The 18,969-nt window shown below is 67.7% G+C and carries 18 protein-coding genes and 4 pseudogenes; 10 read left to right on the top strand and 12 right to left on the bottom strand.

The annotated features are described in order from the left end of the window. Window positions 1–366 precede the first annotated feature (366 nt). The 8 genes from ACFWAY_RS36215 to ACFWAY_RS36180 form a co-directional block, all read right to left on the bottom strand. Entirely contained in the window at window positions 367–1,170 is an 804-nt protein-coding gene (locus ACFWAY_RS36215; protein ID WP_378513902.1) for an MBL fold metallo-hydrolase, read from the bottom strand. A 642-nt stretch (window positions 1,171–1,812) separates the two neighbouring features. After that, window positions 1,813–2,286, bottom strand: coding sequence for a hypothetical protein (locus ACFWAY_RS36210; protein WP_378513901.1), 474 nt, complete (start codon window positions 2,284–2,286; stop codon window positions 1,813–1,815). 155 nt (window positions 2,287–2,441) lie between these two features. Continuing rightward, the gene (locus ACFWAY_RS36205) at window positions 2,442–3,605 is read right to left on the bottom strand and encodes an acyl-CoA dehydrogenase family protein (protein ID WP_378513900.1); all 1,164 of its coding nucleotides are present in this window, start codon (window positions 3,603–3,605) and stop codon (window positions 2,442–2,444) included. After that, window positions 3,602–5,416 (bottom strand): acyclic terpene utilization AtuA family protein, encoded by a 1,815-nt coding sequence (locus ACFWAY_RS36200; RefSeq protein WP_378513899.1) that lies wholly within the window; start codon window positions 5,414–5,416, stop codon window positions 3,602–3,604. The genes ACFWAY_RS36205 and ACFWAY_RS36200 overlap by 4 nt, the downstream gene beginning before the upstream one ends. After that, window positions 5,413–5,823, bottom strand: a complete 411-nt coding sequence (locus tag ACFWAY_RS36195) for a MaoC/PaaZ C-terminal domain-containing protein (RefSeq protein ID WP_378513898.1) — start codon at window positions 5,821–5,823, stop codon at window positions 5,413–5,415. Before ACFWAY_RS36195 ends, ACFWAY_RS36200 begins: the two co-directional genes overlap by 4 nt. Beyond that, window positions 5,824–6,372 (bottom strand): MaoC family dehydratase N-terminal domain-containing protein, encoded by a 549-nt coding sequence (locus ACFWAY_RS36190; protein WP_378513897.1) that lies wholly within the window; start codon window positions 6,370–6,372, stop codon window positions 5,824–5,826. It lies immediately after the preceding gene. Further along, the gene (locus ACFWAY_RS36185; protein WP_378513896.1) at window positions 6,356–7,528 is read right to left on the bottom strand and encodes a CaiB/BaiF CoA transferase family protein; all 1,173 of its coding nucleotides are present in this window, start codon (window positions 7,526–7,528) and stop codon (window positions 6,356–6,358) included. The genes ACFWAY_RS36190 and ACFWAY_RS36185 overlap by 17 nt, the downstream gene beginning before the upstream one ends. 524 nt (window positions 7,529–8,052) lie before the next feature. Next, a complete protein-coding gene (locus ACFWAY_RS36180; protein ID WP_378513895.1) occupies window positions 8,053–8,607 on the bottom strand; it encodes a 2,4'-dihydroxyacetophenone dioxygenase family protein in 555 nt (184 codons plus the stop codon). Between the two features lie 136 nt (window positions 8,608–8,743). Between ACFWAY_RS36180 and ACFWAY_RS36175 the strand changes: the two genes are divergently transcribed. Next, window positions 8,744–9,484, top strand: coding sequence for an IclR family transcriptional regulator (locus tag ACFWAY_RS36175; RefSeq protein ID WP_378513894.1), 741 nt, complete (start codon window positions 8,744–8,746; stop codon window positions 9,482–9,484). A gap of 123 nt (window positions 9,485–9,607) precedes the next feature. Here the strand turns inward: ACFWAY_RS36175 and ACFWAY_RS36170 are convergent. Continuing rightward, a pseudogene (locus ACFWAY_RS36170) lies at window positions 9,608–9,700 on the bottom strand (TetR/AcrR family transcriptional regulator); the annotation flags it as partial. On the opposite strand from ACFWAY_RS36170, the pseudogene ACFWAY_RS36165 reads away from it, so the two are divergent. The 6 genes and pseudogenes from ACFWAY_RS36165 to ACFWAY_RS36140 all read left to right on the top strand — a co-directional run. Beyond that, window positions 9,696–9,857: pseudogene (locus tag ACFWAY_RS36165) on the top strand (acyl-CoA desaturase); the annotation flags it as partial. The pseudogenes ACFWAY_RS36170 and ACFWAY_RS36165 overlap by 5 nt on opposite strands. Before the next feature lie 20 nt (window positions 9,858–9,877). After that, a pseudogene (locus ACFWAY_RS36160) lies at window positions 9,878–10,290 on the top strand (PAS domain-containing protein); the annotation flags it as partial. Window positions 10,291–10,490: 200 nt separating this feature from the next. After that, the gene (locus ACFWAY_RS36155) at window positions 10,491–10,793 is read left to right on the top strand and encodes a hypothetical protein (RefSeq protein ID WP_378513893.1); all 303 of its coding nucleotides are present in this window, start codon (window positions 10,491–10,493) and stop codon (window positions 10,791–10,793) included. A gap of 289 nt (window positions 10,794–11,082) precedes the next feature. Next, entirely contained in the window at window positions 11,083–12,513 is a 1,431-nt protein-coding gene (locus ACFWAY_RS36150) for a DUF2252 domain-containing protein (RefSeq protein WP_378513892.1), read from the top strand. A gap of 2 nt (window positions 12,514–12,515) precedes the next feature. Then, on the top strand, window positions 12,516–13,862 hold the full coding sequence (locus ACFWAY_RS36145; protein WP_378513891.1) for a diacylglycerol/lipid kinase family protein: 1,347 nt from the start codon (window positions 12,516–12,518) through the stop codon (window positions 13,860–13,862). 729 nt (window positions 13,863–14,591) lie between these two features. Next, window positions 14,592–15,290: an MspA family porin gene (locus ACFWAY_RS36140; RefSeq protein WP_378513890.1), complete on the top strand. Its 699-nt coding sequence runs from the start codon at window positions 14,592–14,594 to the stop codon at window positions 15,288–15,290. A 225-nt stretch (window positions 15,291–15,515) separates the two neighbouring features. Here the strand turns inward: ACFWAY_RS36140 and ACFWAY_RS36135 are convergent, their stop codons facing one another. Next, complete coding sequence (locus ACFWAY_RS36135) at window positions 15,516–16,448, bottom strand: LysR family transcriptional regulator (protein ID WP_378513889.1); 933 nt, start codon at window positions 16,446–16,448, stop codon at window positions 15,516–15,518. 211 nt (window positions 16,449–16,659) lie between these two features. Here ACFWAY_RS36135 and ACFWAY_RS36130 point away from each other — a divergent pair. Beyond that, a pseudogene (locus tag ACFWAY_RS36130) lies at window positions 16,660–17,016 on the top strand (SRPBCC domain-containing protein); the annotation flags it as partial. Between the two features lie 180 nt (window positions 17,017–17,196). Here the strand turns inward: ACFWAY_RS36130 and ACFWAY_RS36125 are convergent. Then, window positions 17,197–17,592 carry a hypothetical protein gene (locus ACFWAY_RS36125; RefSeq protein ID WP_378513910.1) on the bottom strand — a complete coding sequence of 132 codons (396 nt, stop codon included), beginning with the start codon at window positions 17,590–17,592 and terminating at the stop codon, window positions 17,197–17,199. Window positions 17,593–17,815: 223 nt separating this feature from the next. On the opposite strand from ACFWAY_RS36125, the gene ACFWAY_RS36120 reads away from it, so the two are divergent. Continuing rightward, window positions 17,816–18,229 (top strand): serine/threonine protein kinase, encoded by a 414-nt coding sequence (locus ACFWAY_RS36120; protein WP_378513888.1) that lies wholly within the window; start codon window positions 17,816–17,818, stop codon window positions 18,227–18,229. Here ACFWAY_RS36120 and ACFWAY_RS36115 read toward each other — a convergent pair whose 3' ends face one another. Beyond that, entirely contained in the window at window positions 18,230–18,514 is a 285-nt protein-coding gene (locus ACFWAY_RS36115) for a hypothetical protein (protein ID WP_378513887.1), read from the bottom strand. 217 nt (window positions 18,515–18,731) lie between these two features. Between ACFWAY_RS36115 and ACFWAY_RS36110 the strand changes: the two genes are divergently transcribed. Beyond that, the gene (locus tag ACFWAY_RS36110) at window positions 18,732–18,968 is read left to right on the top strand and encodes a three-helix bundle dimerization domain-containing protein (RefSeq protein ID WP_378513886.1); all 237 of its coding nucleotides are present in this window, start codon (window positions 18,732–18,734) and stop codon (window positions 18,966–18,968) included. Window position 18,969 lies beyond the last annotated feature (1 nt).

The raw sequence follows: 18,969 nt of genomic DNA, 5'->3' as shown, positions 1-18,969 counted from the left end.
GCCGCGAACCGGGCCGGCTACCGGAGCGGTCTGCTTCCACGCTGGAGGCCTCCGCCCGAGCCGAGCCCTGCGCCTGACTCCGACCAGACCAGCTCTATCAGCTGGCCGACACGCCTCGAGGAATGCGCACCGCCGTTCCGACCGAGGCAGATCGCGCTGGGGCAGAGGGGCGATGGATCGGGTGCTCCTCCTCGCCGAGCAATCAGTGCTGCAGCAGGGACGTGACGCGGCCGAGTTCGCGGCGGAATTTGCAAGCTCAGCCCGCTGCTGTCCGAGGCTGTGCTGCCGACGCGTACGCACCATGGCGGCTGCCGAACGGATCCGTCCTCTACCTGCGCGAGGCCGTCGACTTCACCCCAGCCGGCTTCACCCCGGCAGGTTCCCAGGGCGGCACGCAGATCCACGCGTGGGCCCCGATCTTGACAGGGTGAGGCTGGCACGTTCACGCGCGGTCGCGGCCGCTTCGGCGACGGAACCGCGATGGATCGGCCCGTGGCCGGGCAGAAGGATGTCGGCGCCGAGCTCTCCGATGATGTCCAGTGACACGGCGGCCGTGCCGTAGTAGTGGTTGAGCCACTGCGGCAGTAGCTGGGGACCGGAGAGGGGCGAGGTCGGATGCCCGGTGATCAAGGCGTCCCCGGAGATCACCACACCGTGATCGGGAAGGTGATAAACGGTGTGCCCGGAGGTATGACCGGGCACGAGAACCGGAACGGGGGCACCCGGACAGGTCAGGGCGCCGTTTACGGGCATCGGGGTGGGGGAGTCGATGCCGTACTTGGCGGTGCCACCCAGGCGCACCAGTTTCATTGCCCAGGACAGGACTCCGGGGCGCCCGATGTTGCTGAGCACGTCCCAGGGGGTCGCGACCTCGTGGCATTCACGGCGGGCGTGAGCTGCTTCGGCGGGGTGTACCAGTACCGGCGCCCGGTAAGTCTCGGCGAGATACTGTGCGCTCCCGATGTGGTCGACATGCGCGTGGGTGATGAGGACGGCCTCGATGTCGTGAGGGTCCCGTCCGATAGCTCGGATCGATTCCTCCACCTCGCCCCGCTGCCCCGGGTACCCGGTGTCGATCACCGTCACCGCGTCGCCGTCGGTGAGCAGCACCCAGTTGACCATCTCGGAGTGCACGAAGAACACGCCGTCGGCGATTTCGGCGGGCTTCATCGCGTGACCACTGGCGGCATGCCGAAGGCGTTTCGCGTGTTCGCTGTGACCTGCGCGCTCAACCCTGGTTGTAGCCCGGCGCGGTGTTGTCGACGAGCGTTTCGGTCCTCTGATCCGACCCTCATGTATCTCCTCCGTGTGCGTTGTCCAACGGGCAATGTGCGTACGTGGTTAACGTCGGGTTTCTTGTTGATCCCGTCGATGACCTGGTCGGTGGTAAGGCGTTGTGGTGGGCCATCTGCGCTGTTCTCGTGTTCACACGGTCAGGGTCGGTACGCCGCGTGGTGGGTGGTGCTGCCGGCTCCCCGGCATGTGAGAAACCCCCCGCGGCGCCGCCGGGCCTTGCCGTGTAGGTCCAGTTCGGACTTCCCGCCCAGACCCCGTACGGCGCGCCTGCGGCCGGCCCGTCGAGTTGGATTGCCACTTCGAATCGATCGGCGAATCCTGCACGTTCTTCGTCACCACCATCGACGTCCGCCCCACCCTCGCCGGACAGACGGCGAGACGAACGCCGCCGACAAGCGCCACATCGGCCGACAGCAGATCTTCGACGGGCACCTTCAGCGACTCGGGCGACACCGGCGCGTGGCACCGATCCCCCATAAGTACTCGCGGTCTTCACACGGTTTCGGGGTTTCGTTGTCAGCGAGTGCGGTCGATAGCGCGCGTGCGCCCACGTTCAGTGCCCGCCGAATCGTTCAGGCGGGCTTCGAGAAACCTGACAACCAGGCCGCACGAATGACTGCCAGGTGGCACCATCCGCAATCCGGGAAAGTCGGTGATCTGCACGGGGAGTGTGTCTGGCGTTCCCGCTGCCATCACAACGACATCGGTTCGTTCGAAGCGTGTGTGGTGCCGCATCCCTGCCAGGACCGCGGCCGTCGTCCAGCCGGCAGGGTCCGCGCGAAGGAATACTACGACCTTTCCTGGTCCGCGGTGCAGTGAGAGGATCTCATCGACGGATGTGATGATCGCGCGCCCCTCGGACGCGTCGACCAGGAAGACCTTGTTCTCCGGTGCGCCAGCGGAGAACGTACGTTTCATCGATTTGAGGCGATCCCGATCCTCGTCGATCACGAGCGCCACATGATTGCCGACGTTGAGATGATCTGTCATCAGCACCTCACCGTGCATTAGAGAATTCGACACTACTTCCCTCCCATCTTGCTTCCACCACGAGTCATTCGACTCGATCAGGCTGTCCTGTTCGTGATGCTTGTGAGTGTCCGAACGGAGCGAACGGCGGCGTTCATCGCATGCGGTGATCGGAGTCAGTAGGCGCGGGGAAGCTTCAGCGCCTGCGCGGAGATGTAGTTGAGGACCATCTCCTGAGGAAACGGTGCGTTGCGGAGCAGCCGCGCCTCCCGCCACAGGCGCTCCACGTGGTATTCCTTCGCGTAGGCGTAGCCACCGTGCGTGGACATGGCCCGGTCGCAGGCATCGAAGCCGGCCTCGGCGCCCAGATATTTGGTCGCGGCGGCCTCCTTGCCGCAGTCCTGGTGATTGTCGTAGAGCTCGGCGGCGTGCATCGCCATCAGTCGAGCCGATTCCAGCCGGATCCAGGAATCCGCCAGTGGGTGGGCGACCGCCTGGTTCTGGCCGATGGGCCGGTCGAAGACGACACGCTCTGTGGCGTATTTCGTCGCCAGCTCCAGTGCCGCCTGACCGATACCGACGCCTTCCAGTCCCACCACGATGCGCTCGGAGTTCAGCCCGTCGATCAGGTAGCTGAAGCCCCGGCCCACCTCACCGACGACTTCGTCGTCGCGGACCTCGAGGTTCTCGATGAAGAGTTCGTTGGAGTCGATCGCCGACCGGCCCAGCTTCTCGATCTCGCGGACCGCGATCCGGTCGCGGTCGAGGTCGGTGAAGAAGAGCGTCATCCCGTCCAGCGGTCTTTCCTCGTTGCGGGCGGACGTGCGCGCCAGCAGCAGGATCTTGTGGGCGTTCTGTGCGTTGGTGATCCAGACCTTCTGGCCGTTGACCACCCAGCCGCCGGCGACCTTCTCGGCCCTGGTTGTGATGCGCGAGGTGTCCACGCCGGCGGTGGGCTCGGTGACGCCGAACGCCATGAGGATCTCGCCGCGGGCGAGCTTGGGCAGGAACTGCTGCTTCATCTCCTCCGAGCCGTGGCGGATGATCGGTGCGGGTGGGAACAGGTAGAAGTGGACCGCCGAGGCGCCACTCGCGCCGGCACCCGATGCGGCGATCTCCTGCATCATCACGCCGCACTCGGCGAGGCCCAACCCGAGGCCGCCGTACTCCTCGGGAATGAGCGCGCCGAGCCATCCGCCCTCGGCGAACGCCGTGACGAACTCCCACGGGTACTGGGCCAGTGTGTCTTTCGCGCGCCAGTAGTCGTAGTCGAACTTGTGAGCCAGCTCTCGGGTTGCCGTGCGGACGACGTCGACGTTGCTCTCGTCGGGATCGCTCACCAGTGCGCTCCTGAGGTGTTGAGCAGGGCTCGGGGAACCTTGGTGCTGCGGGCGCGCAGCCACTCGCCGAGTGCCTTGGCTTGGGAGTCGAGCCGCAGTGTCGAGGTGGCACCGCTGCCGAGCATCCCCCGGATGAGGAAGTTGACCGCACCGAGCTTGGGCAGTTCGTAACGCGAGATCGTCAATTCGCGGGTTTCGGGGAGAAGGCGTCGGAGTTCGTCCACGGTGAGGGTCGACTGGAGCCACTGCCATGCCTCCCGGTCGCGTACCCAGACGCCGAGATTCGCGTCGCCGCCCTTGTCGCCGGAGCGGGCATGCACGATCTCACCCAGTGAGGCGATGACGAGTGGTTCGTCGGTCCACGGCGTTCGCACCGCCGGCGCGGGGAAGAGCTCGACCGGCGGGGTTCCCTCGACACCGACATCGTGTGGCGTGCCGGGTGCGATGATCTCGGTGGTGCCGTCATGGTGGTGGACCCTGTGGTCGAGCATTCGTTGGTCGAGCAGTGCCGGCCAGTAGACACCGAACGCGGACCCCGGTTGCGGCGGGCCGAGGGTGTACAACCCGGGGTAGCTGGACAGGGCCAGCTCCACCATCCGCGACGAAAAGGCGCGCCCGGCGGCCTCCTTGGTCCCCTGCACTGCGATCTGGAGCAGCGCGGTGCCCGCATTCTGACTGTCGGGATCGCGGCGGGCCTGACCGATGCGGGTGATCGCGACCGCGTCGAGGCCGTCCGCGGCCTCGATTTCGCGGTGCACGAATCGCTGGACGAGGGCCGCCTTCGCGTCGAGGTCGGTGCCGGTGAGCGCGAGGATCATGCTGTTCTCCCAGCCCCCCACCCCGGTGATCGCGACCTTGGTCGTCGCCGGTGGCGCCGAGCCCCGCACGCCGCGGATCTGGACGCGGTCGTCGCCGAGGTCGGTGAGCTCGGCGGTGTCCAAGTGGGCAATCACATCGGAATTGAGGTAGGCGGGTTCGCCGATCTCGTAGAGCAGTTGAGCTGTGACGGTGTCCGGGGTGACGGCGCCGCCGGTGCCCGCGTTCTTGGTGATCACCGAGGAGCCATCGGCGTCGATTTCGGCGATCGGGAACCCCGGTTGCACGAGGTCGGCAATGGTGCGAAATCCGGAGAAGTTGCCGCCGGTCGCCTGCGGCCCGCATTCGATGACGTGTCCGGCCGCGACGGCGCCGGCCAGCGCGTCGTAGTCGTCGGGGGCCCAGTTCCACCACCAAACGGCGGGACCGACGACCAACGCGGCGTCGGCGACGCGGCCGGTGATGACGATGTCGGCGCCCCGGGCCAGGGCGCGGGCGATACCGAATCCGCCCAGGTACGCGTTGGCCGTCAGTGGGCGGTGCGGCCAGGACGACAGCGGCTCGCCGGTGGTCAGCTGCGGCAGCGTATGGCCGGCCTGCTGCAGTTCGTCGAGGCGGCCGAACACGTCGTCGCCTCCGATGTGCGAGACCTGCAGGTCGTAACCGCGGCCGGCGATCAGGGCTCGGGTTGCGTCGGCCAGCCCGGCGGGGTTGAGTCCGCCGGCGTTGACGACGAGCCGGATCCCGTTCGCGACGAGGTGATCCAGTGCTGGGTCCAAGTGTTGTAGGAAGGTGGTCGCATAGCCCTTGGTGCCGTCTTTGGCGCGCGCCTTGCCGAGGATCAGCATCGTGACCTCGGCGAGGTAGTCACCGGTGAGGACGTCGATGCCGCCGGCTCGGGCCATGTCGGCCATCGCCGAGGCGCGGTCACCGTAGAAGCCGGAGCAATTCCCGACGTGGATCGGACGTTGCCCCCGTTCCTGTGCTGGTGTCATGACGTCACTCCTGCGGTCTTGCTGACCCACGCCGTCCCCTCGAAGCCCACCTCACCTGAGGGGTGCTGCTCGATGAGTTCGAGGGTCAAGCTGTCGTTGTCGGCCGCCGTCACTCGGGCGGTGTAGGTCAGGTCCGCCGGTGCATAGACGGGTCTGCGCAGGCGGTAGGCGGCCTTCGTGACGTGCCATGTCGGGCCGAGGCCCTCGGTGACGCAACGCAAGGCGAGTGCCGCCCGGAGGTGGGAGTGCAGCACGACACCGTCATGGCCCTCCGCGTGGGCATAGGACTCGTCGAAGTGGATGCGGTGAGGGTTCCAGGTGACCGCGCTGTAGCGGAACAACTGAAAGGGCGTAGCCGTGTGCTCGAGCGGTGGCAGCCTGTCTCCGGCCTGGAAGCTGATGGACATCTAGGACTCCTGCAGGGGGTTGCGCAGTACGACGGTGCGCCGGTTCCGGTTGAGAACGGCACCCTCGGCGGACATGAAGGTGTTGATGGTGGTGACGAACACGCAGCTGCCGGCCCGGGTCTGTTTGGGAGTGACCGCCGCGAGGGTTGTCTCGAGCACCACCTCCGTGCCCGCGATCACGGGGTTGACCAACTCCATCTCTTCACCGGCGCCCATGACGCGCAGCCCGAGGTCGCCGTCACCGAGGGGCATGTCCCCGCCGTGCGGGGTTCCGTCGGGCTGGAGCCGAGCCTCGGGGGTGCCCAGACCCCACTCCACGATCGCGGCGAGCATGTTCGGTGGCGCCACGACATCGGCGTACCCGGCCGACCGTGCGTCCGCCGGGTCGTAGTGCTTCGGATCGGCCGCGCCGATGGTCATCGCGTAGCGGCCGATGGTCACCGCGTCGAGGGTGCCGAGGCTGCGTCGTGCGAGAACCTCTCCCGTCCGCGACCGCGTCTGGGCGTAGTACGCCGCCAGCGCAGTGCCGGATTCAAGCAGTGGGGACATGCTGGGGCTCCTCACCGGACAGTTCCGCCAAGATCTCCTCGGTCGACTGACCCAGCAGCGGGGCGGCGCGCAGTGGTCCCACCGGCGAGTCACTGAGCCTGAGCGGACATCCCGGTACCGGCACCCGACCCCTCGCCGGGTGCTCGACGTACCGGATCATGCCGCGCTCGATCAGGTGCTCGTCCGTGTCGACCTCCCGGATCGACTTGACCGGCGCGCACGGCACACCGGCGGCCTGCAGGTCCCGCACCAGTTCGGCGCGTGTGCGGGTCTTGGTGCACGACGACACCACCTCGTCGACCGCATCGATGTTCGCGGCCCTGGCGCTCTCCGCGGCGAACCTGGGGTCGTCGACCAGCTCGGGCCGGCCCAGTGCGGTCGCGACACCACGCCAGTGCCGCTCGGAGATGCAGATGATCGCCAACCATCCGTCGCTCGCCTCGTAGATGTTGTACGGCGCGAGCGCCATACCCGAATGCCGATTCCCGGTGCGCTCGGACAGCTTTCGGTCGGGATTGTTGTGCAGGCCGCCGAGGCTGGAGGCCAGCATGGGGTAGATGGTGTCGTGCATCGACACCTCGACGAGCTGCCCCCGCCCCGTGCGCTCGCGCTGGAACAGGGCCGCGCTGATCGCCCCGAACAGGTGGATGCCGCCGGAGAAGTCCACGAATGCGGCGCCCGCCTTGGTCGGTGGACCGTCGGGCATTCCGGTGGCCGCGGCGCTGCCGGACATCGCCTGCACGGTGATGTCCATCGCCGACATGTGTGCGTACGGGCCCGTGGACCCGTAGCCCTTGCCGCGGGCCACGATCAGACGCGGATTGTGCTCGAGGAGTTGCTCCGGGCCGAGCTGGAGCCGCTCGATGGTGCCCGGCGCGAAGTTCTCGATGAGCACGTCGGCGGTCTCGACCAGGTCGAGCAGCGCGTGGCGACCGGCGTCGGTCTTCAGGTCGAGCACCACACTGATCTTGTTGGAGTTGAGCATCACGAACTCGTGGGACTCGACCGGCTGGTGTGAGCGGAAGCGCAATTGCTCGCCGCCGGGCGGCTCGATCTTGATGACCTCGGCGCCCAGCTGTGCGAGCAGAAGTCCGCAGTACGGACCGTTGTAGATTTGGCCCAATTCGAGGACCCGGATACCGTCAAACGCGGACATGATTGCTTGCCTCTCCGATCAGGAGTTGTTGACCGCGGCACCGCCGCAGTGGTGGTCTCGTCGCTGCGCACGTCTTCACCAGAGCAGCACCTCCCTGTTTCCTGTGTCGCCCAATAACTCTGGTGCGCAGAAGTTTCCGTGATTTCTGGCGATGAAATGCGTTCGTGCAGTCTTACTCGGCACTGCACATGGGCCAGACATCTGGCGGCGAGCAGCATCAGCACGCCATGTCCGGGGTCACCAGCGCGATCAGTTCGACGATTGTTCATCGGCGGGAACCCGCGATGGATCGCGCGCACATCAGGTCGAGGCCGAGGCCGCTACCCCCGGGCGCCGGCAGCGGCCAGAACAAGGTAAGCGCAGCCGATGTTGCGACGTGTCGTCCGACAAGCTCGTGGAGCTGCTCACCTGCACGACACCGTCTTTCGGGCCTTCCTGAACTGCCGTCGCGGGCGGCCCGGGTGGCCCCGCCCGGCGCGGGTGTGATGCCGCGCGCGGGCGGCAACCGTGGAGGTAGGGAGATGTCAGGATTTGATGACGCCGGCCGAGCCGCCGTGGATGTAGCCGACCGGTCCGGTGCCCTGAGCCACCGCCACCGTCTCGGTCACATGCTGGATGGAGGTCGCGTCATTGATCGAATGCAACGTGCCGTCCTGGTTGAATCCGATTTGCGCGCCTTCCATCCACAGCAGCACGACGGTGTCCTCGGTGTTGTCCTCGGGGCAGTAGAACGTGTGGACCGAGCCGCCGGGCTCGTAGAGGTAGGAGCCGGCGACCTGCGGCTGATCCGGGTACTCGGCGTACTTCCAGCAGCCCGAGAACGTCCACACCTCGGCGGTACCGGTGTGGTAATGGACGGGCAGGAGGCAACCGGGCGCCATGGTGGCCATCAGTACCACCTGCCCCTTCTCGGGGTCCAGGCGCAGCGGCTGAATATGGATCCCCGGGCCCATAGCGTCCTTGAGCAGCGGGATCTCAGCGATGTTCACGGTCAGAAGGTCATCCTGCGGCTGAGCGACCAACGGCAGCGGGACGCCGGTCTTGGTGCGGATCATTCCGGGAGAGACTGGTGCGGTCATGGTTTGACCCCTTCGTGCGTACGGATTTACGGATGTTGAACCGGATTTCCGGATCATGTCTCAAGGCTACTGTGACGCGCGCCTCGTCGCAAGAGGCGGAGCCCACCTGTTTGAGGTGTTTGCTAGGGTCACCGGCATGCCTGCTCGCCCGCATCGCACAGTCGACCGCGTGATCGAGATCCTCGAGACCGTGTCCCTGAGCCCGCGCGGGGTGACGTTGGCCGAGCTGACAACCGCCCTGGGCGCGGCGAAGAGTTCCGTGCAGGAGCTGACCAACGGGCTGCTCGCCCGCGGCTATCTCCTCGAGGAGGAGCGCCGGTTCCACCTCGGACCGGGGCCGTTCGTCCTCGCCGCACGCGCGAACAAGCTGGCCGCGCTCTCACTCGATCACCAGTTCATCGCCGAGTTGGGCGAGGTCCTGGGTTGCACCGTCCTCGTTGCAGTGCGCGTCGGGGACGCCATCGTCTTCACCGACCTCGTGGGTGAAGAATCACCGAGCCTCACGTTCGTCGCGCGCACCCACGCCCGTCGCCCGTTGTATACGACCGCCGCCGGAAAAACCGTGCTCGCCAACGTCCCTGACGAGGAGATGTACCGCCTCCTCGACCTCGCCGCCCCCGAGCAGGCAGGCGGGGTCCGACAATTCCTCGCCGAGCTCCCCGAGATTCGGTCCCGCCGACTCGCCTTCAACCGGGGAGTCACGCTCGCGGACGCGTTCGCCGTGGCCACGCCTCTGCTGGCACCCGACGGCAGTCTGATTGCGGCGATCAGCGCGGCCGTCGACGCTTCGGCAGCGGAGGGTCTCGACGATATCGGCGAAAAGCTCAAGAAGGCCGTTGCCAGTCTCGGCCCTCAACACGGGCTCAAATTGGGCTGAAAGCCTGACCAGCCCAGTCGAGCATCCCGCTTTGGACTCGGAGCGGATTCGAGCACTCGTCGCCGGCACCGTCGGTTCATGGAGCCCAATCCTCGGCGAAAGCCTGTGCCCCATCCGGATACGTTATGTGGCGGTTGCGCCTTGGGGTTGATCGTCGGCGTCGGGTAAGCGGCGTCGGCAGATTTCGTGGGCTTCGTCGGCCGAGACGCCGAACACCGACACCCGCGACGCAGTGCCCGAGACCGCGTCCGAAGCCGGGTTCGGCGGTCCCCCCGCCACCGATCCGCTCACCGGGCGCCGTATCGGCCTGGCGACGACGATCAAGGCGACGCGCAAACGCGGTCCCGTCCGCCGACTCCTCGGAATGCGCTGACCAGCAACTATTCCGGGTTGCTGCGGAGAACGCGGTCGGCTACTCGTCACGGAGCATGTCGATTAGCCGAACCGTTCCGCTTCTTCCCTGATAGGCAGCGGTGAGAATGGTCCGATGCGGTCGCCCACATGCACGGCTACCAGCCCGGCGAGATCGTCCCGACCACCGCATTATTGCTGTCGCCCAAGCATCCCTAGGACCACCCGCACCTGGCGCGGGTCCTGGACCGGATGATCAGCGCCGCCGAACCGTTCAGCAGCAATCACCGCATCGACACCGCCTGGCACAGCCCACCAGGTCGTCGTTGTCGGCGACCGCTTGTGCGACGACGCCGGTTGCGGTGGTCGGGACGACCAGGTTCTACATCGACCTCACCGACTCCTACCGCGACGACGTGAAGGAGTCGGTCGCCGAGGCGGTCGCCGAACTCGATGCGCCGGGCGCCGGACGGTTCACCGACGTACCCCCACGGTGAACCGTCCGGGTACGACAGCCACGAAATCCACGGTCGAGGCACTGCGACGGCACTCTGCAGAGCAAAAAGTATGTTGACCTGGCTATTTGATCGAGATGCTGCGGAAATGTCTTTTTACAGCAGTCACCCCGCACCGGCTCCTCGCCGCGGACACCCACTTGACCCTGGATCTGTTGCGGATCGCCGTGTACCCGTCCGGTATCGCGGTGCACCTGACCCTCACCGCCACCGGCCACCCGGCCGAACGGGCCCGGCATGAAGCCCGTCCGCTCACCGATCCGGCGGACCCGTCGGCGCACCGGTCGTATCTGAACGTCTGGGTCGGGACGGACGGCCTCGCGGTCGCAGACCCGTACTTTCACCGCGCGGATCTCCAGGAGTCGACCGCGGGACACGCCTGTACCGGACCCAGCCGACGTACTGGCTCACCGCATCGCCGCCGGGACGGCGGGTGGCACTGACCGCCGAGTGGCCACAGGTCGGCCTTCCCGCGAGCGTGACCACTGTTGCGCTGTCCCCCAACACCCCGCCGCGGGTGACTCCGGCTGATGCTCGGTCAGTTCCGCTCACGCCCCGAAGTGCCGGATAGCGGCGGTGAGACTCCAGCTCGTGCGGGGGCGAGGTCCGAGACCACCGATTGCCAGCAGCGGGCGCGCCGGTCGCGCAAGATGGTGGGGCCGGTTCGATGTGGGCCGTGGTCATCCCGACCACCCCTGATCCGCGGACGAAGGCCACCCGAGGGACCACGCCATGACTGAACGAGACCCATTCCCTGATCCATCACCCGCCGGTGCGGGCGACCATCCGACCCGGGCGGCACGGATCGAACACGGCGAGACGGTTCGGCGCCGAATCCCGTTCGACGCCATCGCCGAACACGCTCCGGACCGCGACCGTGACCCGGTCGGCCTGCTCGAGTCCCAGGGGGCCACCCGGGTCCCCGACCTCGTCCCCATCCGGTACGGGCGGATGGCCGAGTCACCGTTCGCGTTCTACCGCGGCGCGGCGCTGGTGATGGCCGACGACTTCTCCCACGCCTCGGCCACCGGCCTGCACACCCAATTGTGCGGGGACGCCCACCTGAGCAACTTCGGGCTCTTCGCCACACCGGAGCGCGACCTCGCCTTCGATGTCAACGACTTCGACGAAACCTATCCCGGCCCCTTCGAATGGGACGTCAAACGACTCGTCGCGAGCCTCGCCGTCGCCGGCCGCGACAACGGGTTCCGCGGCAAAGAGCGCAAACGGATCGCCCGCGCCTGCGCCGCCGAATACCGCGAAACGATGACCCAGCAGGCCGAGTGCGGCGAGCTCGCGGTCTGGTACTCCCACATCGACGCCGCCACCGAGTTGGACGAGCTCCGCGGCGACCTGGACTCCTCGGCACGCAAACGTGTGAAGAAGACGATCCACAAATCCTGGGGCCGCGACAGCATGCAGGCGCTGTCCAAACTGACCACCCTCGTGGACGGCACCCCGCGGATCGTGAGCACGCCGCCGCTGATCGTCCCCATCGAGGAGATCTTCACCGACACCGAAGCCGAACAGATCAACCGGGAACTGATCCAACGAATGCGCGAATACCGCGACACCCTGCAACCCGCCCGACGTGTCCTGTTCGATCGATTCGACTACGTCCAGACGGCACGGAAAGTCGTCGGTGTGGGCAGCGTCGGCACCCGGGCCTGGATCATCCTGCTCCGCGGCCCCGGTGGCGACCCCCTGTTCCTGCAGGCCAAGGAGGCACAACCGTCGGTCCTCGCGGAGTACGTCGACGGTCCCACGGTCACCAACCAGGGCGAGCGCGTCGTCACCGGGCAACGCCGGATACAGGCCGCCAGCGACATCCTCCTCGGCTGGCAGCAGGGACCCGACGCGGATGGGACGGTCCGGGACTACTACGTCCGCCAGCTGCGCGACGGCAAGGGGTCGGCCGTCATCGAGACCATGTCCGCCCATCTGATGACCCTCTACGGCCGGCTGTGCGCCCGGGTCCTTGCGTATGCGCACGCCCGCGCCGGCGACCGGTTCGCCATCGCCGGGTACCTCGGTTCGGACAACGACTTCGACAAAGCGCTGACCGCCTTCGCCGAGTCCTACGCCGACCAGAACGCCCGCGACCACGCCGCGTTGCGCCAGGCCATCGACGACGGCCGGATCACCGCACGCCCGGGGACGTGACGGTGAGCGACGACCGATCCGCCGCCCCCGACACCGCGACCGGAGCCCGCCGCTGGTGGGCGCGGGCGGCGTTCGCACTGGCGATCCTCGCGGCGGCGGTGCCGCTGATGGCCGCCGGACTGCTCAGCACCGTCGGGAGTCTCCTCGTCGGAATCGGCGGCGTCGCCGTCATGGTCGCCGCCCTGTACTGGTTCCTCGCCAGTCGCGGTGTGCTGCGCTGGATCTCACTGGCGATCGCGATACTGTCACCGATCGTCGTCCTGGTCCTGTTCATCCGCGCCCACCTGCTCGCCGAGGTCGTCGCCTCCATTGTTCTCGCGCTCCTCACGGTGCCCTGCGCCCGCGCCGCCCTGCGCGGACGAACCTCGGACACCGCCGTCCGCGAGGTGCCCGCCCCACCGGTACGGCATCCGGTGCTGATCATGAACCCGCACTCCGGTGGCGGCAAGGTCGCGAAATTCGACCTGCAACGCAAGGCCGAGGAACTCGGCGCCGAGGTGGTCCTGCTCGAAGGACCGGGCACCGTCGACGTCACCGACCTGGCCCGGCAGGCGATCGAGGCCGGAGCCGACCTGCTGGGCGTGGCCGGCGGCGACGGGACCCAAGCCCTCGTCGCGGGGGTCGCGGCAGAGAACAACCTGCCGTTCCTGGTGATCAGCGCCGGCACCCGCAACCACTTCGCGATGGACCTCGGACTCGACCGCACCGACCCCAGCCGATGTCTCGACGCCCTGCGCGACGGCGTCGAGCTCGCCGTCGACCTCGGCCGGATCAACGGCCGCCCGTTCGTCAACAACGCCTCCTTCGGGGTCTACGCCGAGGTGGTCCGCAGCCCCGCCTACCGCGACGACAAGACCGGAACCGTGCTCCAGATGCTCCCGGACCTGCTCGCCGGACAAGCGGGTGCCCCACTCGTCACCCGGATCGGGAACGTCACCGTAAGGAACCCACAAGCGGTGCTGGTGAGCAACAACCCCTACGGCACCAGCGATCTCGCCGGCCTGAACCGACGCGACCGACTCGACCGGGGCGTCCTCGGCGCCGTCACCGTCTCCGTCGCCAACGCCCACCAGGCCATCGGGCTGCTGCGCCGCGCGAACGTCCGGGGCCTGACCCAGCACACGAGCACCGAGGTGATCGTCGACGCCGACACACGTCAGACCCCGGTCGGCGTCGACGGCGAATCGCTGCTGCTGCCCACCCCGGTGCGCTGCACGATCGAGCCCGGCGCCCTCCGCGTCCGGGTACCCCGCGACCGCCCGGGGGTCCGCCCCGCCGAACCCACCGTCGACTGGGTCCGGCTCCGCGAACTGGCCTGGCACCGCCAGGCCGCGTCCCCACACACGTGAGACGCAGCAGTACCGGCCGGCCCCCGGGACCGGCCTGTGTCCGATTCGGATCCGCCCGTGTCACTGCATGGTTCGGCGTCAACCGAGTAATCCTCGGTCGCCACCGCCGAGAGGATTTGCCGTAATCAAACTTCGCGAACCCCCGTGCTAGGGAACAAGGTTCCTAGCGTCGCACCTGGTGGGCGCCGCCGCCGGGGAAATCAACGGAATGTTAGACACTGCAACCGCCATCCGGAGATGCCTTCGCGCACGCGGCGCCCGCCTGGAGCCGATTCGCATCTCGGCAACGCGTCCGGACAGTGGATCGACGATTCCCGGTCCCTCACGGCCGCCGGACGTGGGACGTGGGAACACCCCGTTGGCCGTCACCCGCAGCAACCCGAGGTCGCACGCCGCCGCACTCGCGCCGGACAATTTCGTACCACCCCAGGTCGACGGTGTCCGGTTCCGCGCATCGTTGGTGAAACCACGGATAGCTTCAAGTGCTACTCCTTTAGCGCAACTCGAGAGCCGTCGGCGAGGCCGGTGATGCGGCCGCAGCGGCTGCCTGGCGCTCGGGACGACAGCCCGTCCGGGGCCGGGTGTCCCGTCCGGTAGGGCGTCACGTGCAGAAACGGACCAGGCGGTCGATGGTGAACTTCTGACCAACGCCGCGATACTTTCCGGCTCGCTGGTTACGCTCTGGATGCTTTTCCATATCGGTTGCAGCGCACTCAGAATGGGGACGGCATGACAGGCATCGGCACAACTCGCAAATACAGAAGCTTCACCCGCACGATCGCGGTCGCAGGGGTCGCCGCGCTCGCGGTGGTAATGGGCAACGGCACCGCCTCGGCCGGAATCGACAACTCCAGCTCCGTCATCGACGTGGACGGCAACCGCATCGAGGTCCTGCAGGGCGACACCCAGTACCAGGCCGTCCCGCCCCTCGACGGGGTACCGACCAGCGTCGAGTTCTTCCACAACGGCTACGCCGCGGTCAACATCAGCGGACCCGACGCCGCCGACTTCGAGGGAACCAAGCTCACCGTCGGCTACCAGATCGGCTACCCGATCGCGCTGGCCGGTGCGACCATCGTCCTCAACTCGCCCGGCCTCGGGTTCGCGATCGGGTCGGACACCGGCATCGACCTGGGGCTCGTCCCCGACTTCACCCTCGATCTGAGTGCGGGGACCAACGCCGAGCTGGCCGGTGACATCATCCCGTCGCAGGAGCTGGACATCGACCTCGAGCCGGGCGGGATCACCGAGGTCCCGCTGCTCGAGGACCAGGAGTTCGACGGACCCGAGGCGCTGGTGCGGATGCAGGGCGTACACGGGTCCATCTCCGGCGCCATCGGAGCGGTCACCATCCGCCCGTACGCCAAGGCCGTCACCGAAAACGGCGACACCGTCATGACCTACGGTGTGCCGCAGAAACTCAACTAGGTTTGAGGTAGCCGCACGGCCGGGTGCCGGGTGCCGGGTTGCGGAGGGCGGTCGGAGCAATTCCGGCGGCCCGCCGTCCTGGATCACAAGAAGCAGAGCCCGACACTCTGCTCTCTGCCATCGACGGCAGAGAGCAGATCATCATTCCCACGACGGGTAAGCCCCGGACTGCCCCAGGACCACTGCCCGCGGGTGCAGCGTCCTCGAATGTCCGGGCCGCCGGAGTCAGATCGCGACCAACCCGCGTTCGGTGCGGTTCGCTTCCTCGGAATGGTCGATACAGTCGAGGAACGAGAACACCGCCGGATTCACCTCGACGGTCCGCCAGACCGCATACAAATCGATCGTCGGAACCGGATCGACCAGTTTCACCGCCACCGAATCCGCGCCCATCGCGCCGAGCCCTCCCGAACCGGCGCGCGCAAGCGACGCGAACCCGACCAACGGCTTGACCGACACCATGTGCGCGGTCGCGCCCGGATCGTCTGCGGTCTGCGCGACATCGAGCGAGATCCTGCTGGCGGCGGCGGCACCGAAGATCGAGTCGTACATCGCCGGGCACTGCTCGCGGGAGAACATCACACACTCCTGCGACGCCAGCTCGGCGAACGGCACCGCCGGCCGGGCCGCCCAGCTGTGTCCCTTGCCGACGACCGCCACCAGGGGAATCTTCCGCAGGACCAGGTGGTAGCGGAAATCCGCGGTGCGGGGATGCCCGTACACCAGGGCGATGTCGAGGGCGCCGTCCGCGAGGTCCGCGAGCTGCGGCCCGGTTCGCTTCTCCCACAACGAGACCACGATGTCCGGGTGCTCGGCACTCATTTTGGCGAGGACCGACGGCAGGACATGTCGGCTGGCCGGCATGTTGTAGCCGACGTTGAGAGTTCCCGAGCGACCGTCCGCGGTCGCCTTCGCGATCCGCGCGGCCTTGTCCATCTGGGCGACGATCAGCCTGGCCTGAGCCTCGAATTCCCTGCCCGCCGACGTCAATTTCACCTCGTGCGAGGTTCGCGCGACCAGCCGGACCCCGAGGGACTTCTCCAGCTTCTGCAGTTGCGCGCTGAGCGAGGGCTGGGTCAGGTGCAGCCGTGCCGCGGCCCGTCCGAAATGCAATTCCTCGGCGATGGTGATGAATGAGACGAGATGCCTGAACTCCACACTCACGCTCCCTATTGGCTCGTGTGGCAAGGCTAGCCACGGCGTGTAACTGCCGGAGAACTCCGCGAACACGGGTAGAGCTGCCTTCGTGGACGCTGGGTGAAGTGTCCGGTGAAGCCCGCCCGATGGTGAAATCTACTCTCGTTGACGAATTCCACAGTGCGGCAAAAGCACGATAGGGGCGCGCCACTACGTGTGACCACCGGTGTCGATGAATGATGGCGGAGACGCCGAGTTGGACAGGACCGACCGCGCCAGCCGGGTGATCGCGGCACCACCGGCGACCGTCTACGGCGCCCTCCTCGACCGGGAGTCCCTCGAGGCCTGGTTGCCGCCGGACGGCATGCACGGGCGGGTCGAGCGGTGGGATCCCCGCCCCGGTGGCGGGTTCCGGATGGTCTGACCTACCTCGACCCCGCCGACAGCCCCGGCAAGACTTCGGCTGCGACGGATGTCGTCGATGTCGGATTCGCCGACCGCGCCACCGGAGCGCGTGGTGCAGCGGGCGGTGTTCGACGCTGACGACCCGTCGTACGCGGGCACCATGACGATGACCTGGCACCTCACTGCCACTGGTGACGGGACCGAGGTGACCGTCACCGCCACGGACGTGCCACCTGGCATCGACCCAAGCGGCACACGAGGCCGGGATCGCCTCCTCGCTGGCCAACCTGGCCTCGTACGTCGAAGAGGCCCGCTGACTCAGGTCGGCTCCGGGCCGGGCAACTGGTGGGGGGATAGGTCACCGTCAGCTCCGGGAGGAGTTCCGCCTACTCGAGCGGTCCGACAGTCCGTTCACCGAGCAGTCACCGACCGGGGAGGAGCACCCCGGTGTCCGGTGGCTCCGTCCGGTCACCGGGTGGAGGTGGACTCCCGCGACCACTCCCGAGGAGGCCTCCGGCATCCCTCCTACAGGGGAATCGCCTGGATATAGATCCCCGGATCGGTCCGGGTCGAGGACTTGGAGCGGGTCAACCCGGCGCCCGCCGCGGGGACCCGGCTTGCTTGTCCTGTGCGGGTCGCGTCTGTGCGGGTCGAGGGTCACGCGCTCGCCGGTGAGTGCTTCGACCACGCCCGCCAGGTCGTCGGCGGACAGGTGCACGTCCTGGTCCGCGCCGGAGTCACCTCGGGTGTTCTGCTCCATGACCGCCCTCCCCATCACCGTGATATGTCAGCACAAAGTGTAGAGCCCGGAAAGGGTGTTCGGCGTCCCCGCAATCGGTGTTTCCGCAGGCCCTCAGGATATTCACAGGTTTCATCCGTTGCTGCGACCACCGTGGTGGGTGCACGATCAGGCTGTGCATCGACGACGCTGGCCGGCGAACCCTCCGCCCCCGTGCGGGGGCGTCCGGGTGCACGGTCACCGCGTGCTGGCCGCCGATCCGCAGGTGACGCTGGAGCTGGGGCGGATCGTCGCATTCGGCAGCGGGCTCGCGGTGTACCTGGCGCTCACCGCCACCGGCACCCCGGCCCAGCGGGCCCACCGTGAGACCCGGACGCTGACCGACCCGGCGGATCGGTCGGCGCGGTGGTCCTACCTCGACGTGTCGGCGGGGACGGACCGGATCGCCGTCGCGGACCCGTACCTCGCGCGCCCGGATCTGCAGGCGTGCACGGCCGGACTGTGCACGTACCGCACCGAGCCGCAGTACTGGATCGACACCCCGACGCCGGTACGGTCGGTGACCCTCACCGCCGAGTGGCCGCGGATCGGCCTGGCACCGACGGCCGCGACGCTCGCGCTGGCACGCCTGGATCAGGCCACCAGAAATCCGCGATGATCACCCCGCCCACCGGTCGGATGCGGGCGCACGTGGACGGTCCACCAGCACCGGGAACCGGACCAGCAGCCGGTCGACCAGCACCTGCGCCTGGTGAAGTCGGGTGCGTAACGCGCGTTCCTCGGCCCGCCAATGCCGCTCGAGGTCACGATCGGTGGGGGCAAGCTGTTCGACCTGGGTCTGTGCGTACTCGATGTGAACGAGGAGGCCGGCGGTCTCGGCCAGTAGCAGGGACAGAAAAACCTCGGCCTGGGCCGTGTCGGGATCGTGCGCGATCGGGGTCATCGGCTCGTTTCTCCTGCTCGGCGCGGCAGAAGGTACGTGCCGCACGGGGTCTCGGACAAAGACTGCGCCGCTGCGGTCCAGTCCGTATCGTGCGCATCGGCGGCCACCGCGTCAACCCCGCACACACACCGTTCGGGCAGCTCCGCCGGTGTCCTCCTCGGGTGAAATCCCGGGAAAAGGATCGCCTTCCGGTGGGTGGAGGACGAGAATTTTCGGTGTGGACGTCAGCGAAGCCCAGCACATCGACGCCATCCGGGCCCGCCTGTACCGGCGGAACCCGGATCTCCACCCCTACGTGGTCGACGAGACGATCGACACCGCGCTCCACCGGTTCGACGGATGCCCGATCCGGGACTTCGTCCCGCTCCTGGTCGAACGAGCCGCCACCCGCGCACTCGACGCCTCCCCGATCCGGTCCCCACGAACGGAGCACCAGCCGGCCGCCCCGATGTAAC

The organism is Rhodococcus sp. NPDC059968 (genome assembly GCF_042738615.1).
Taxonomy (GTDB): Bacteria; Actinomycetota; Actinomycetes; order Mycobacteriales; family Mycobacteriaceae; genus Rhodococcus_F.
Note: the sequence above shows the minus strand (reverse complement) of the source record. Positions and strands in the feature narration are given on the sequence as shown.

What these genes read in the sequence shown, in the direction of transcription:
- ACFWAY_RS36215 (WP_378513902.1), bottom strand. Translation starts at nt 1,170, where the DNA reads ATGAAGCCCGCCGAAATCGCCGACGGCGTGTTCTTCGTGCACTCCGAG.
- ACFWAY_RS36210 (WP_378513901.1), bottom strand. Translation starts at nt 2,286, where the DNA reads ATGACAGATCATCTCAACGTCGGCAATCATGTGGCGCTCGTGATCGAC.
- ACFWAY_RS36200 (WP_378513899.1), bottom strand. Translation starts at nt 5,416, where the DNA reads ATGACACCAGCACAGGAACGGGGGCAACGTCCGATCCACGTCGGGAAT.
- ACFWAY_RS36195 (WP_378513898.1), bottom strand. Translation starts at nt 5,823, where the DNA reads ATGTCCATCAGCTTCCAGGCCGGAGACAGGCTGCCACCGCTCGAGCAC.
- ACFWAY_RS36190 (WP_378513897.1), bottom strand. Translation starts at nt 6,372, where the DNA reads ATGTCCCCACTGCTTGAATCCGGCACTGCGCTGGCGGCGTACTACGCC.
- ACFWAY_RS36185 (WP_378513896.1), bottom strand. Translation starts at nt 7,528, where the DNA reads ATGTCCGCGTTTGACGGTATCCGGGTCCTCGAATTGGGCCAAATCTAC.
- ACFWAY_RS36180 (WP_378513895.1), bottom strand. Translation starts at nt 8,607, where the DNA reads ATGACCGCACCAGTCTCTCCCGGAATGATCCGCACCAAGACCGGCGTC.
- ACFWAY_RS36175 (WP_378513894.1), top strand. Translation starts at nt 8,744, where the DNA reads ATGCCTGCTCGCCCGCATCGCACAGTCGACCGCGTGATCGAGATCCTC.
- ACFWAY_RS36150 (WP_378513892.1), top strand. Translation starts at nt 11,083, where the DNA reads ATGACTGAACGAGACCCATTCCCTGATCCATCACCCGCCGGTGCGGGC.
- ACFWAY_RS36140 (WP_378513890.1), top strand. Translation starts at nt 14,592, where the DNA reads ATGACAGGCATCGGCACAACTCGCAAATACAGAAGCTTCACCCGCACG.
- ACFWAY_RS36125 (WP_378513910.1), bottom strand. Translation starts at nt 17,592, where the DNA reads ATGGAGCAGAACACCCGAGGTGACTCCGGCGCGGACCAGGACGTGCAC.
- ACFWAY_RS36115 (WP_378513887.1), bottom strand. Translation starts at nt 18,514, where the DNA reads ATGACCCCGATCGCGCACGATCCCGACACGGCCCAGGCCGAGGTTTTT.